Source organism: Paenibacillus sp. S02 (assembly GCF_019454065.1).
Classification (GTDB): domain Bacteria; phylum Bacillota; class Bacilli; order Paenibacillales; family Paenibacillaceae; genus Paenibacillus; species Paenibacillus polymyxa_B.
On the sequence record NZ_CP073682.1, the window covers coordinates 5,785,263 to 5,801,026 of the forward strand.

The window sequence follows — 15,764 nt, forward strand, 5'->3', positions numbered from 1 at the left end:
GTAAAGCAGGAAGAAGTGGAGAAGGAATGAAACTAATGAAATATAGTAAGCCCCTGCTTTTCATTGCGCTTGGCCTATTTGGCGTATACACGATCGAGTTCGGTGTCGTTGGCATTTTGCCGGTCATCATTGAACGTTTTCATATTACGGCAGCCCAGGCCGGGTTTCTTGTCAGTTCATTTGCATTGATCATCGCGCTGTTCGGTCCCTTCATGGTGCTATGGATGTCCAGGTTTAACCGCAAGCGAATCATGACAATGTCGTTGTTTGTTTTTGCCATAACAAGCTTGCTGTCAGCCTATACATCCAACTTTTATCTACTAGTAATTTTACGTATCATTCCGGCTCTGTTTCACCCGGTGTATTTCTCGCTTGCCTTTGTCGCCGCCACTGCGTTGTATCCCCCGGAAAAAGCAACGCAAGCTTCCGCCAAAGCCTTTCTCGGCACGAGCATGGGGATGGTACTCGGTATTCCAATTACGGCCTATATCGCCAATCAATTTTCATACGAGGCCTCCTTCTGGTTTACTGCGGTAGCGAATGGGATTGCAGGGATCGGTATTTTATTTATGCTGCCGGATACACCACAAGCCGAAATGTTCTCCTATCGGAAGCAGCTTGGCATTTTGCGTAAGGTATCGCTGTGGCTCAATATCGGGGCGGCTACTTTTATTTTTGCAGCTATGTTCTCGGTGTATAGCTATTCTGCCGAATATTTGGGGCAAAATACAGGGATGAGCAGCAATGTTATCAGTTTTCTGCTTATTATTTTCGGCATCGGCGGAATGCTCGGCAATCTGTTGGCTGGCAAGCTCATGGGCTTGCATAAGGTACGCACCGCTCTTTTTCATCCAGTATTCTTGGGGGGCACCTATTTGCTGTTGTACGGGATCAGTTCTTCATTTATCCCTACGCTCTTCATCATTATCGTGTGGGGGGCCGTTCATACCAGCGGACTGATTGTCGCCCAGATTTGGGTGATTGATGAGGCCAAAGAAGCTCCCGCGTTTGCCAACAGTCTTTATATCTCGTTTATTAACCTAGGGGTCTCACTGGGCTCGCTGGCAGGGGGATGGTTTATTGCCAGAGCGGGGATCCATGGGACGCTGTGGAGCGGTTTGCTGTTCGCCATGCTGGCGATGGTATGCATCGGGTCTAAAGTGATTTATCCACGTATTTTGCGAAAATATAAAGGGTTAAATGTGCAAAGCTAAAGATTTGCAAGAGGGCCAAGCCTGTTATCATAAAAAAAAACGGTTCAACACTTTGTATGGTGTTGAACCGTTTTTTGTTTAAAAATTGATTCCCGCCTGTCGGATTAGATCAGCGTATAACCGCCATCTGGGAACAGCACGCTTCCGGTGGTAAACTTGTTTGTCATCAGATACAACACAGTATGTGCGATTTCCTCATTATACCCCACTCGACGGAGCAAGGTTACTTCCTTGTATTCCTCAAAAGCCTGTGCCCGCTGCTCACCCTCAGGGCCGTCTCTCCAGATCGTGCCAGGAGATACGACATTAACCCGTACTGGGGCCAATTCTACTGCCAACGCCTTGCCCAAACTTTCAATCGCGCCGTTAGCCGCTCCATATGTAGCACCAAACCCCATCGGTCGTTGACTGAAAGCCCCGGACATGAGGACGATCGAGCCGTCCTTGGAGATATGTGGTACCGCATGCTTGGCAGCAAAATATTGCGGCCAGAATTTGCCTTCGAACGGGGTTTTAGCCTTTTCCGTGTCTATCGTGATCGGACCACGCGTGTAGCTGGCACCCGGTGTAAACAGATGGTCGAATGCTCCGACTTTTTCAAAAAACGCTTGAACCTCTTCCTCTATCTGATTATTCAGTTGGAAGGTTTCCACCGATTCGGCAGGGATGACCTTCTTCGCCTGCTCCAGCTTTTCTGCGGAACGCCCAGCGATCACAATGCTTGCCCCTTGCTTTGCTGCTTCTATGGCTGTTGCCAGCCCTATACCTGCACTGCCGCCAATCACGACGACACGTTGATTATGTAAATTCATATTATTCTCAGCTCCTTTATAAGGATTATATCATAACTATTTTAAAGACATACTTATTTTTATTCGAATAGGCTTTCCTGCACCGTGCTTTTGCGATAGGATGTCGGCGATTGGCCCGACCAGCGCTTGAACTGTCTGCTAAAATGCGCAATATCCTCATAGCCGAGCATATCGGCAATTTGTTGCACCGACCATTGCGGATCAGCCAACAGCAACTTGGCCTCATGCAGCACAAGCCCGGATAGATATACACGGGGAGATACGCCGAAAACGCTACGGAATACACGATTACAATGGGACACGCTAATACCTAGCTCGGATGAAATCCCCTCGATCCCATCCTGCTTTTCTACCGAGCCAGCCTGTCCATAAGGCTGATTCACTCTGCCCTGAAGACGACTGGCAATCTGATGGGCAAGCTCTGCCTGCACATATCCACGCCCCGGCAAATGGGCCGCTTCACTGGATACAGCCTCCCACAACGTCGCGAACAGTTCAAACACAGCAGATTGAATCCGCATTCGCTTTGCCACCGAATCACTACCTACTCCTATGTCTTCCGGCGTTGAAAGATCGAGCAACTTGCCCAGGGCTGGTCCCATCTGCCCTGCCACTGTTCCTTCAGCTGGAAACAGCACCTGCTCCAGACGACTCAGGAGCGAGAGAAACAGCTTATCATCAATGTCGAAATGCATACAAAAATACGTAAATCCCTCTCCGTTACTATGGCTGGAGTGGACAATCCCCGGTCGCAGCAGCACCAGATCACCCTGTCGCTGGGTATAGCTGCGACCATCTACAACCATGATCTGTTCTCCCGCAAGCACGATGTTAATCTCATATTGAGGATGCTCGTGTGGCGGATAGCTCCACTCTCTTCCGACACTTCGTGTATGAATAGCAAACAAATTGACTGTGGTCCGCACATCGGGAAAAAAGAATTCCTCTCCGGCAACTGTAAGGTCTGGATGATGGGGGCTCTTCGGTAAACGTGGTGTCGACATGTTTTCCCTCCTGGCTTACTTGCATGGATATACTCCAGTATATCGCTTTCAGCGCGATTTGGATAAATAGTTGAGCGATTTGACAATGGTTCCCCACCACATGACATGCTAGGCTCTAAGTGAAGTTACTCAAAGTTAAACTTTATTATGAAAGGGGTTTCATTATATGTCGAAAAATATATTCTATAACACACAGCATGCACCTATCGGTTCTTTTTCCAGCTTTACGCTTGGGTTTAAGGGCAATCGCGGCGGACTTGGTTTGGAGCTGAGCAAGCCTGCCGATGAAAATGTATATATCGGGCTGCAATCCAGAGATGGCGGAGTATACGAGGCGCTTCCCTTTTTTGCATCCACACAGGATGAAAGTGCCCGCTACGACGTGGAGAAAAAGGGTAAACGAACGGAACCGCAGCTTATGGCCTTTGCCGATTCAGACATTACCCGTGAGCTAAAAGCAGGAACGGATACATGGCAGGCTGGCGATTTGACGTTCCGGCTGTACTCTCCTGTTCGCCCGGTGCCTGAGCCGGGAACCGCGGGTATGGATGAGCTGCGGGCAGCGTTGGTCCCGGCGGTATTCGCCGAGCTAACCGTCGATAACACACAGGGGACTGCAGCGCGAAAAGCTTTTTTCGGCTATCAGGGCAGTGATCCGTATAGCGGCATACGCATTATAGGAGAAGATCCGCGCAGGGACGCTACTGATTCTACCCAATTGGGGGAAAGACTCACAGGCATCGGCCAAGGACGCAGCACAGCCATTGTGACCAACAGCAGTGAAGCGGTGCCTGCCAGCGGATTTACAATGGAGAAACTGCTTGGAGAGACCATGGCCGAGAATTTATCCTTTGGCCTGGGCGTAACGGGTGCGCTTCTGATGGACGTTCCCGCAGGTGAGAAGCGCACATATACCTTCGCCATATGCTTCTATCGTGGCGGCATTGTGACAACAGGCATCGAAGCGTCGTATTACTATACCCAGCTGTTCAAGGATATTGAAGACGTGGGAAGCTATGCGTTGAAGCATTTTTCAGACCTGACCGCAGCCTGTGTTAAGGCTAATCGCTGGATGGAGTCGGCCGACCTGAGCCCGGATCAGGAATTTATGCTCGCTCAGGCGATCCACAGCTACTATGGCAGTACCCAACTGCTTATTCACCAAGCGGACGGAGAACCGATCTGGGTTGTGAACGAAGGCGAGTATCGGATGATGAATACACTCGATTTGACGGCAGATCAGCTCTACTATGAATTGATTTTAAATCCATGGACGGTACGCAACGAGCTGGAGTGGTTTGTCCAAAGGTACAGCTATCGGGATGAGGTACGCTTTCCAGGAGAGGAACAGACCTATACCGGTGGTATCACGTTTACGCATGATATGGGCGTCGCAAACGTGTTCTCCCGGCAGGGGTACTCCTGTTATGAGCTGGCTGGGATTGACGACTGCTTCTCTTACATGAGCCATGAGGAACTGGTGAACTGGCTTTGCTGCGCCACGGTATATATCGAGCAGACACAGGATCAGTCATTTACAACACGTATGCTGCCTGTCTTGTGTGACTGTTTCGAAAGCATGCTGCGGCGGGATCACCCCGACCCGGCACAACGAAACGGCTTGATGGGCTTGGACAGCTCTAGAACCCAGGGAGGCGCGGAAATTACGACCTACGACAGTCTGGACGTATCTCTGGGTCAGTCCCGCAACAACATTTATCTAGGCAGCAAATGCTGGGCGGTATATGTTGCACTGGAAAAGATATTTGCCTCAAAAGGGCTTAACTCCCTCTCACAGGAGGCTGGCTTACAGGCGGACAAATGCGCAGCAGCGATCACAGCACATATGACAGACAAGGGCTATATTCCTGCAGTTATTAAGGAAGGTAATGATTCGCAGATTATTCCTGCCATTGAGGGGCTGATCTTCCCTTACTTTACAGGATGTGAGGCTGCGCTTAAGCCTGATGGACGGTTCGGTAGATATATCCAAGCACTGCGGCGTCATTTGGAAACTGTACTGGTACCGGGAGTTTGTCTGTTTGAAGACGGAGGCTGGAAGCTGTCCTCGACCAGTAACAACTCCTGGCTGAGCAAAATCTATCTGTCACAGTTTATTGCCCGCGAGCTGCTGGAGCTGCCTTGGGAAGAAGCTGGGCAGGCCGCAGACGCTGCCCACGTCTCATGGCTCCTTCACCCTGAGGAATCCTATTGGTGCTGGAGCGATCAGATACTCTCTGGCATTGCCCACGGCAGTAAATATTATCCGCGCGGAGTTACCGCTATTTTGTGGCTGTATGAAGGCAACGGAAACCGTCTGACTCTCCCTCAGCATATGAGTCAGGATCAGGAACAGCATGTCTGAGGATCATCTTCACCTGCCCAAAAGGAGGCTCCAATATGAGCAAGCTTATGGATATACCAAAAGAGAGCGGCTATGCGGCTTGGCTGCATTACAGCCGCAATAGTAAGGTAGAAAAGTTGCCCGCTTGGTGCAGGGTTATCGTGGTCCATGGGACAGATGAAGTGCTTCAATCGGCTGCGAGTGAGCTTCAGCACGGATTGACCTCCATGTTTGGACAGCAGCCGAAGATCAGCGCCGTTCCTGTGAATACGCCATTCATTGCGCTGGGTACGTTCCCAGAGCAGCCTTTGGTCGCAGAACGATTCAGCGCAAAAGAACAGGCAGAAGTGAACGCAGAAGGCTACCGAATTCGCGGGATAGAGATGCCAGATCTGGCATATTCAGCTTCGCACGGTAACGATGATATCAAGGGACAGTACGTTACAATCGCGGGGCAGACCTCCAAAGGCGTATTGTACGGAGTCTTTCATCTGCTGCGCTATCTGCAGGGAGGACTAGACGGGAAGTTGAAGCCCACCACCGAATCAGTGCACGTCCCCATTCTAGACCAATTATCCAACCCTGCTAATCCCATCCGCATGATCAACCACTGGGATAACATGGATGGTAGTATTGAACGCGGGTATGCGGGTGGCTCTATTTTCTACGACAATAATGCCTTTACTACAAATATGGAGCGCCTGCGAGACTATGCCCGTCTACTCGCTTCTGTAGGCATTCAAGCGCTATCCATTAACAATGTGAATGTCCATCAGGTAGAAACCGAGCTGATTACAGATAAATTCCTACCGGATGTGGCTAAAGTAGCTGCGGTATTTCGCGCCTATGGCATACAGATCTACTTGAGCATTAACTATGCCAGTCCTATTCAGCTCGGCGGGTTAACCACCGCCGATCCCTTGGAACCAGTTGTAGCTGAATGGTGGCAGACCAAAGCCCAGGAAATTTACGCCGCCGTTCCTGATCTGGGTGGTTTTGTGGTCAAAGCCGATTCCGAAAATCGGCCCGGACCGTTCAGCTACGGGCGCCATCACGCCGATGGAGCCAATATGCTGGCAGATGCGTTGCAGCCCTATGGCGGACGTGTGATTTGGCGCTGCTTTGTCTACAACTGCAAGCAGGACTGGCGCGATCGCAAGACGGATCGGGCCCGCGCAGCCTTTGATCATTTTAAACCACTGGATGGGCTGTTTCGGGAAAATGTCATTTTACAGATCAAAAATGGTCCCATGGATTTTCAGGTGCGGGAGCCTGTCTCCCCCCTGTTCGGTGCGCTGGAATCCACTCAGGTACTGCTGGAATTTCAAATTGCGCAAGAGTACACCGGGCAACAGAAACATCTATGTTACCTTGTTCCCCAATGGAAGGAAGTATTGGATTTTGACACCTACGCCCAAGGAAAAGGCTCCACCATCAAGCGTATCGTGAGTGGCGCTCTGCGTTCTCCCAAGCATACCAACTATGGAATAGCCGCTGTATCCAATATTGGTGCACACACCAATTGGACCGGACATTTGCTCGCTCAGTCCAATCTTTATGGCTATGGTCGGTTGGCATGGGACCCGGATCTGTCCGCAGACGAAATCGCTGATGAGTGGGTTCGGCTGACGTTTGGCAGACAAGGGAATAGCGACGGCGGCACAGATTTAATTTCTACCATTAAGCAGATGCTGCTCGATTCATGGAATATCTACGAATCCTACACCGCCCCTCTCGGGGTCGGCTGGATGGTCAGTCCCGATCACCACTATGGGCCGGATGTAGACGGATACGAATATTCCATGTGGGGCACCTACCATTTTGCTGATTGCCGGGGGATCGGGGTAGATCGCACGACCGCAACCGGAACGGGCTATGCGGGACAATACTTTTCTCCTCCTGCCGATATCTACGAATCTACGGACACCTGCCCGGATGAGCTGCTCTTATTCTTTCACCATGTTCCTTATACACACTTGCTCCACTCCGGCCAAACTGTCATACAGCACATTTATGATACCCATTTTGAAGGTGCAGAACGTGCGGCCCATCTCCGAGACACATGGGTTAGTCTACGAGGGCAATTGAATGATGCCATGTATGAACAGGTGCTGAAGCGGCTGGAGCATCAGGCAGAGCATGCCAAAGAATGGCGGGATCGGATCAATACGTATTTCTACCGTAAAAGCGGCATTGCCGACCAGAAGAATCGCCCTATTTATTAAGCAAGCAATTATTAAGCAAGCTGCCTCGGCAATACTTTCATACAGACTGGAACAAGGCTTTTATACGCTTAGGTTCACTTTCTCCTATACTGGCATTGGCTATCCGCACATCACTAAAAGGCATGCGTCTTACTCAGACCTATGCCTTATTTTTTTGCCTGGAAACTTTTAAGCACACGGTTGCTTACGTAAAATGTCATATTTGTCCACTCTGAGTGTGCAATAAATTCTTCTTTTTGTGCAACCGCTTGCTTTATACTGTTTTTGTAGACGTTTACAAAATGTTGTCGAATTAGACTATGCTTTGGGGAGGATGATCGGTTTGACCTTGTATCGAAGTCTATGGAACAAAGGGTGCCTGATTCTGCTAAGCCTTGTGCTATCTCTGACCGCCTTCATTGGCTCACCCTCCAATACGGCGAGCGCCGCGGTTGCTGATGATTTTCAAGCTTCTGTCATGGGACCGTTGGCGAAAATTAATGACTGGGGTGCCTTCAAAAAGCAACTGCAAACGCTGAAAAGTAACGGTGTATATGCCATTACCACCGACGTCTGGTGGGGCCATGTGGAGAGCGCAGGAGATAACCAGTTCGATTGGAGCTACTACAAGACCTATGCAGATGCCGTAAAAGAAGTGGGGCTGAAGTGGGTTCCTATTATCTCTACGCATAAGTGTGGGGGAAATGTGGGGGATGATTGCAACATCCCGCTGCCAAGCTGGCTGTCTAGCAAGGGCAGTGCAGATGAAATGCAGTTCAAGGATGAAAGCGGTTTCGCCAATAACGAAGCCCTCTCTCCATTATGGAGCGGGACTGGTAAACAATATGACGAGCTGTATGCCTCATTTGCTCAAACCTTTGCTAGCTACAAAAGCATCATTCCCAAAATTTATTTAAGCGGTGGGCCCTCTGGAGAATTGCGATATCCTTCATACTATCCGGCAGCGGGATGGAGTTATCCTGCACGGGGCAAATTCCAAGCCTACACTGAAACAGCCAAAAATGCGTTCCGCACGGCCATGAATGAAAAGTATGGATCAATGGACAAGATTAATGCAGCCTGGGGTACCAAGCTGAGCAGCCTTAGCCAAATCAATCCGCCGACTGACGGGGACGGATTTTACACGAACGGCGGGTATAATTCCACGTATGGGAAGGATTTTCTGTCGTGGTACCAAAGCGTGCTTGAGAAGCATCTGGGCGTCATCGGAGCTGCTGCACACAAAAACTTCGATTCCGTGTTCGGTGTCCGTATCGGAGCCAAGATTTCCGGTCTGCACTGGCAGATGAACAATCCTGCCATGCCTCACAGCACAGAGCAAGCAGGTGGATATTATGATTACAACCGTCTCATCGAGAAGTTCAAAGATGCGGATCTGGATTTGACCTTTACTGCTCTGGAGATGAACGACAGTGGTACAGCACCGAATTATTCCTTGCCGTCCACATTAGTAGATACTGTCTCCTCGATCGCTAATGCCAAGGGTGTTCGCCTAAATGGTGAGAATGCACTCCCGACTGGCGGTAGCGGCTTTCAAAAAATCGAAGAAAAAATCACAAAGTTCGGTTATCACGGCTTTACACTTTTACGCCTCAACAATCTCGTCAACAACGACGGTTCACCAACCGGTGAGATGAGTGGATTCAAACAGTATATCGTAAACAAGGCCAAACCCGGCGATAACGGTGGCGGTACAGGCAACAAGGTAACGGTATACTACAAAAAAGGCTTCAACTCGCCTTACATTCACTACCGTCCGGCTGGCGGAAGCTGGACTGCTGCGCCTGGTGTGAAAATGCAGGATGCCGAGATTAGCGGCTATGCCAAAATTACCGTCGATATCGGGTCTGCCTCCCAATTGGAAGCCGCTTTTAATGACGGCAATAACAGCTGGGACAGCAACAACACCAAAAACTACTCCTTCAGCACGGGCACTTCTACTTACACGCCCGGTAACAGCGGCAATGCGGGAACGATCACATCAGGCGCTCCATCGGGCACGGTTCCCGGGGATGGCGGCGGTACAACTAATAAGGTAACGGTATACTACAAAAAAGGCTTTAACTCGCCTTACATTCACTACCGCCCGGCTGGCGGAAACTGGACTGCCGTACCCGGTGTGAAAATGCAGGATGCCGAGATTAGCGGCTATGCTAAAATTACCGTCGATATCGGGTCTGCCTCCCAACTGGAAGCCGCTTTTAATGACGGCAATAACAGCTGGGACAGCAATAACACGAAGAACTACCTTTTCAGCACGGGAACCTCTACCTACACGCCCGGCTCTAACGGAGCCGCAGGAACTATCCGAACGGGGGCACCTTCGGGGAGCATCCTCAGCGTAGGGACTTCCACCTACACAACCAACCTCAACGAAGTTGCAGGACCTATCCAAACAGTGGAACTTTCGGGTGCATCCTTAAACGTAGGCACTTCTACGTACGTACCCAACTCTAACGGAGTTGAAGTAACTATTCAAACGGAGGCGCCTTCGGGCGCCTTCACTCCTTTAGATCTGGGTACCCTCTCCAAGCCCACTCCCCTCAACACAGACTGGAGCAAACAGAGCATTTATTTTATTATGACAGACCGATTTAGCAACGGAGATCCATCCAACGATAATTACGGTGGCTTCAATTCCAACAACAACGATCAGCGCAAGTGGCATGGTGGCGATTTTCAAGGTATTATTAACCAACTCGACTACATTAAAAATATGGGATTTACCGCCATCTGGATTACTCCGGTAACGATGCAAAAGAGCGAATACGCTTATCACGGCTATCATACGTATGATTTTTATGCGGTAGACGGGCATCTCGGTACAATGGACAAGTTCAAAGAGCTGGTTGGTAAGGCACACGACAAAAATATCGCTGTGATGCTGGACGTAGTCGTGAATCACACAGGTGATTTCCAACCGGGGAACGGCTTCGCCAAGGCTCCTTTTGACAAAGCAGATTGGTATCATCACAATGGCGACATCACAGGAGCAGACTACAGCTCCAACAACCAATCGAAAATCGAAAACGGTGATGTGGCTGGATTAGATGACCTGAATCAGGACAACCCTGCAACAGCCAACGAGCTCAAAAACTGGATCAAATGGCTGCTGAATGAGACGGGCGTCGACGGACTGCGAGTGGACACTGCCAAGCATGTATCAAAAGGCTTTTTGAAGGATTTTGACCAGGCCGCCAATACCTTCACCCTCGGTGAAATTTACAGTGGCGATCCTGCTTATGTGGGTGATTACACCCGGTATCTCGATGCCGCACTGGATTTTCCGATGTATTATACAATCAAGGATGTGTTCGGACACGATCAATCTATGAGGAAAATCAAGGAACGCTACTCAGATGATCGTCACTATCGCGATGCCCAAACCAACGGCGTATTTATCGACAATCATGATGTAAAACGTTTCCTGAATGACGCCTCTGGCAAGCCGGGTGCTAACTATGACAAATGGCCTCAGCTCAAGACCGCCTTGGGCTTTACTTTAACCTCACGCGGGATTCCTATCATCTATCAAGGCACCGAGCAAGGCTTTAGTGGCGGAGATGATCCTGCCAACCGGGAAAACGTTGTGTTTAACGCCAATCATGATCTGTATCAGTACATCGCTAAGCTGAACCGTGTGCGCAACAGCCACCCTGCCCTGCAAAACGGGAGCCAAAAGGAAAAGTGGGTAGACGACTCCTTTTACAGCTTCCAGCGCTCTAAAAATGGCGACGAGGCCATCGTACTTATCAACAACTCCTGGAACAGTCAAACCCGCACGATTGGCAACTTCGACAATCTGTCCAACGGCACTCGCCTGACCAACCAATTAAGCAACGACTCCATTCAGATTAACAACGGTTCGATCACCGTGACCCTCGCTCCAAAGGAAGTTAAAGTTTTCACCAAATGAGTTACATCGATTATTCAATTGTGCTAAAATAAATGATAGAAGGATATACTAAAAAAGAGCAAGGATGCTGGTAACATCCCTACTCTTGGCAACAGCCGCTTTGAAGAGCGGTCGGCTGAACAGGGCTAGCTCTATTAGAAATAGACCGTTTTCCCTTGTCCAGGGCGGTCTATTTCTTTTTGTTTTGGTTCAACGCAATAACAATCGTAACGATTAATCCGATCAACGCTACTAATAGCGTGCCGAACATCATCATTAATGTCAGAGCATCTTTAACCTCCACAGGCATCACCTCCCTTCCGGGAGACTTAGCCGACCGCCCACCTAAGCCATTCTGTTGTTACTAGAATTATAGCACGTAAATCCGTCCTTCGGCGACAACATCTACAGCTTCATTCAATCAACCTCATACGGGCACTCATCGTCATTTACTGCTTACACATTCTAGTTTTTTTCTATATGAGTATAACTTCTCAACGCCAAAAAAAGCCCAAGCGCGAAAATGAAACATATACTGATGATCCCTCCAGGAACATACGTGAATGTTCTGCCCATTTGTCCATGGGGAGAAAACAATAACGGCACTGTCCATGGATAAAAGGTATTCCCCGGTGCATTAACCAAAACAAAATTCAAACACATGACCGTACACATTCCCATAATGGCGGGTACAAATTTTTTCCAACGAATAGCGAAGAACGTGATGATCGGGATAAGCATTGCATGCATGACAATCATTTTAGCGAATATCCCAAGCTGATACATAACGATTTCAAAAGTTAGCGGTCTGGTCGTAATAATAGTGCCTAGTATCGCAGATAGCATAAATACCAACAGCAGACTGACAGCGATGTATATGTAAATAACGAGTAGCTTGCTGAAGTAAATCCGAGTTCGGCGAACAGGGGTTGTAAACAGTGCAATATGGGTGTTCTCCTGATGCTCTCTCGCATAGATATAGCAGGTCAAAATGTAATAGCTCATATACCCGGTCAGAAAATTAGTAAGAATCGCAACACTCATAAAGTAGTCGTTCCAACCATCACGGTCTATAGAGTACTTGGGACTCCCCGAGTAACTATAAAACTCTAAAACAATAGTTAATAATAAAATTATTACACTCAACCAAAGAATTTTAGTTCCTTTCAGCTTCAAGCACTCTGCTTTAAACAAGTCAAACATAGTAGCCCTCCTTTCAAAAAATCTAAATTTAGCCTCTTCTTTGATATGACCATATGGATAAAAATAGTCCCACAATAAAGGTAAGGGATAAGCTGAACCAGGCTATTGAGATATCGACATGTTTGACCATACTTCCTTCATTGGGAGATAAAAGATACGGAACAATCCACGGATACCATTCACTTTTGTAAATGAAATTTAAAAATACAGCAACACAAACTACGAGCACGACCCCCATAAGGCTTTTCCAACGTATAGCGAAAAAAGAGGCAATCGGAATTAACATCGCATGCATCACACACATCTTAGCAAACACTTGGATCTGGTATGCCCAGATAGCCGTCGTTAAGGGACGATCAGTAATCAACATTCCTAATAATGCAGACAAAAGCAGGATGGAAAATAAAGAAAAAATAATATATACGTAAATAACTATTAATTTACTAATATAGAACCTAACTCTGACTACAGGCGTGGTAAACATAAACAGATGCGTGTTTTCCTGGTATTCCCTTGCAAATATATGACCAGTTAATACGTAGTAACTGATAAACCCAGCTGCAATATTAACCATGAGGACAATATCCTCAAAATAGAAGTCCCAACCTTTTTTATCAATTGAGTATCTGTCAAAAATAGCGCCCAAACTGAACACCAACAGTACAACAGCCAGCAATATAATATAGCTCAAGAAAAAAGATTTAGAACCTTTAAGCTTAATGAGCTCTGCTCTAATCACGTCGCCCACCCTCTCCTGAAATGAGAGACAAAAAGTACTCCTCTAGCGTCTGCTTGGAGGTGTGTATCTCATAGACTGGAAAATGATATTCTATTAACTGTTTATTTAACGTGGCTGTATTCTCAATTGGACTATGAATTCTTAGTTGTTGTGGGGATATCACATTAGATTGAAGCTGCTGTCCCATATGCTCTTGCAGAAACGTTTGTACTGCTTTTGCATCGTTTACTTTTATGTCTGTGTATTGTTCAAATTCTTCCTCCAACCGACTCAAACGATCTTCTGTTAACAGCTTTCCATTATGTATAATCCCGATGTGTGTAGCTAACTGCTGAATTTCACTCAAGATGTGGCTGGAAATAAGAATGGTTTTCCCATTCTCCTCACACAACCGCTTCAATAGCTGACGAATTTCCTTAATTCCAGATGGGTCCAGTCCGTTCGTCGGCTCATCCAATATGAGCAACTCAGGGTCATGAACAAGCGCCCTCGCAATCCCTAATCTTTGCTTCATTCCTAGGGAAAAATCCTTAAACTTCTTCTTGCCGGTATGCTCTAATCCCACAGTAGTTAATGTTCTTTCAATTCTCCCATCATCCTGCACCCCCATGTACATACAGCAAATCCTTAAATTATCACGTGCACTCAAATTTTCGTATAAACCAGGCGTTTCGATAATTGTACCTATTTTCGAGAAAATAGAAGGATAGTTTTTCTCCAGCCGCTCGCCAAATAAAAAAACCTCCCCACTTGTAGGCTCAATTAGCCTCATTAGCATGCTGATAGTGGTTGTCTTACCAGCTCCATTTTCACCGAGAAAACCGTAGATACTGCCACGCTCCACATGTAAGGAAACATCGTCTACGGCTACCGACGTCCCAAACTGTTTACGGAGCTTTTTTGTTTCAATAATATATTCCACTTTCAAACCTCCTAATCACTAAATAATACAATTATACAAAATATAACCACTACTACGTGTAAGATTGCTTACACTGTACCATCTGTCCATAAAACAAAACAGGCACCTGACGAAGCGTACACTTCGTTGCAGGTGCCTTGTTTATATATAAACAACGTGGGGATTACTTAGGCCTCAGTAGCCACGTTGATATTGTTCAGGTACGGAAGGCTTCTCGCCGCGCAGCGTCACTGCTGCATGAATAGCCCAATATGGATCGCGCAGCAATCCGCGTCCCACAGCGACCAGATCGGCATCCTCGTTGCCGATAACGGACTGCGCCAAGGCTGGCTCATCTAGTGCGCCTACAGCGATCACCGGGATGTTCAGTGCCTCGCGAATTTGGCGTGCGAACGGCACTTGATAGCCCGGATAGTTTCCCGGCTTCCTGGTGCCTGCAGGGCCTTCCCCACCCGTGCTAACATGGATCACGTCTACGCCTGCAGCCTGATATGCACGGCTCAGCCCAATGGCATGATCCACATCGTACCCACCATCTACGTATTCCACTGCGCTGATGCGTAAGATTAACGGCATACCCGCAGGCATTTCCTTGCGTACAGCCTGAATGACTTCAACGCCGAAACGGGATATCTCCTGACCATACACGTCGTCTCGCTTGTTCGTAACTGGCGAATGGAATTGGTGAATCAAGTAACCATGTGCCCCGTGAAGTTCAATCGTATCCACGCCCGCTTGAACCGCACGCCGGGCAGCGTCTGCGAATTTTTGCACCATGCCACGGACTTCCTCCGTGGTAAGCGCGCGTGGCTGTTTATAATTCGCATCCGGGTATGCAATGGCCGAAGGAGCAACTGGCTCAGCTGCATCCTCAGCTTTACGGCCCGCGTGAGCAATCTGGATGCCTACCTTGGACCCGTGCGCATGAATGCCATCAACCAGCTTCTTATACGCCGGAATATGCTCATCTGACCAAAGACCCAGATCATAATCTGTAATCCGTCCATCCCGGTTCTACGTCCGTCATTTCTATAATAATCAGGCCCGTACCTCCAATAGCCCGACTCAGGTAATGAACATGATGCCAATCATTCGGAATCCCGTCCTTGGCTGTCACCGAGTATTGGCACATCGGGGGCATCACCACACGATTCTTTAATTCCAAATCTTTCAGTGTATACGGTGTAAACAACGAATTCGTCAAAACATTCATCTCCTTTTTACCTTTACCACATTAATGAAAATACGTTCCAAATTACACGGTCTATTATAAACATGATCGGCATAGTCCAAACGGAATAAAGAGATTCCCTCAAACGGGGGATCTCTCACATTTGCAACTTGCAGTCATTATGTATGTCGTATGTTGTAGATATATTGCACACAACCTATTATCCACAACTCAA

Annotated in this window: 10 protein-coding genes and 1 pseudogene; 4 read left to right on the plus strand and 7 right to left on the minus strand. The window is 48.0% G+C overall.

The genetic code is table 11. From position 1 onward, the window contains the following. The first annotated feature begins 35 nt into the window (after positions 1-35). A complete protein-coding gene (locus KAI36_RS25765; protein WP_220028210.1) occupies positions 36-1,214 on the plus strand; it encodes an MFS transporter in 1,179 nt (392 codons plus the stop codon). A 104-nt stretch (positions 1,215-1,318) separates the two neighbouring features. Here KAI36_RS25765 and KAI36_RS25770 read toward each other — a convergent pair whose 3' ends face one another. Together KAI36_RS25770 and KAI36_RS25775 are read right to left on the minus strand one after the other, a co-directional pair. Then, positions 1,319-2,026, minus strand: coding sequence for an SDR family oxidoreductase (locus KAI36_RS25770; RefSeq protein ID WP_023990938.1), 708 nt, complete (start codon positions 2,024-2,026; stop codon positions 1,319-1,321). Positions 2,027-2,085: 59 nt separating this feature from the next. Further along, on the minus strand, positions 2,086-3,030 hold the full coding sequence (locus KAI36_RS25775) for a helix-turn-helix domain-containing protein (RefSeq protein ID WP_220026378.1): 945 nt from the start codon (positions 3,028-3,030) through the stop codon (positions 2,086-2,088). A gap of 166 nt (positions 3,031-3,196) precedes the next feature. Here KAI36_RS25775 and KAI36_RS25780 point away from each other — a divergent pair, with 166 nt between their 5' ends. From KAI36_RS25780 to KAI36_RS25790, 3 genes are all read left to right on the plus strand, one after another. After that, positions 3,197-5,395: a glycoside hydrolase family 52 protein gene (locus tag KAI36_RS25780; protein WP_220026379.1), complete on the plus strand. Its 2,199-nt coding sequence runs from the start codon at positions 3,197-3,199 to the stop codon at positions 5,393-5,395. 35 nt (positions 5,396-5,430) lie between these two features. Beyond that, complete coding sequence (locus KAI36_RS25785; protein ID WP_220026380.1) at positions 5,431-7,599, plus strand: alpha-glucuronidase family glycosyl hydrolase; 2,169 nt, start codon at positions 5,431-5,433, stop codon at positions 7,597-7,599. 322 nt (positions 7,600-7,921) lie between these two features. Continuing rightward, positions 7,922-11,515, plus strand: a complete 3,594-nt coding sequence (locus tag KAI36_RS25790; RefSeq protein WP_220026381.1) for a family 14 glycosylhydrolase — start codon at positions 7,922-7,924, stop codon at positions 11,513-11,515. A gap of 169 nt (positions 11,516-11,684) precedes the next feature. On the opposite strand, the gene KAI36_RS25795 is transcribed toward KAI36_RS25790, so the two are convergent. The 5 genes and pseudogenes from KAI36_RS25795 to KAI36_RS25815 all read right to left on the minus strand — a co-directional run bounded on the left by KAI36_RS25795 (position 11,685) and on the right by KAI36_RS25815 (position 15,562). Continuing rightward, a complete protein-coding gene (locus tag KAI36_RS25795) occupies positions 11,685-11,798 on the minus strand; it encodes a putative holin-like toxin (RefSeq protein ID WP_010347020.1) in 114 nt (37 codons plus the stop codon). 161 nt (positions 11,799-11,959) lie between these two features. Then, positions 11,960-12,697, minus strand: coding sequence for an ABC transporter permease (locus KAI36_RS25800; protein WP_220026382.1), 738 nt, complete (start codon positions 12,695-12,697; stop codon positions 11,960-11,962). A 28-nt stretch (positions 12,698-12,725) separates the two neighbouring features. Then, positions 12,726-13,436: an ABC transporter permease gene (locus KAI36_RS25805; protein ID WP_104497606.1), complete on the minus strand. Its 711-nt coding sequence runs from the start codon at positions 13,434-13,436 to the stop codon at positions 12,726-12,728. Further along, positions 13,429-14,358 carry an ABC transporter ATP-binding protein gene (locus KAI36_RS25810; RefSeq protein ID WP_220026383.1) on the minus strand — a complete coding sequence of 310 codons (930 nt, stop codon included), beginning with the start codon at positions 14,356-14,358 and terminating at the stop codon, positions 13,429-13,431. The genes KAI36_RS25805 and KAI36_RS25810 overlap by 8 nt, the downstream gene beginning before the upstream one ends. Before the next feature lie 174 nt (positions 14,359-14,532). Further along, a pseudogene (locus KAI36_RS25815) lies at positions 14,533-15,562 on the minus strand (NADH:flavin oxidoreductase/NADH oxidase). Positions 15,563-15,764: the final 202 nt, after the last annotated feature.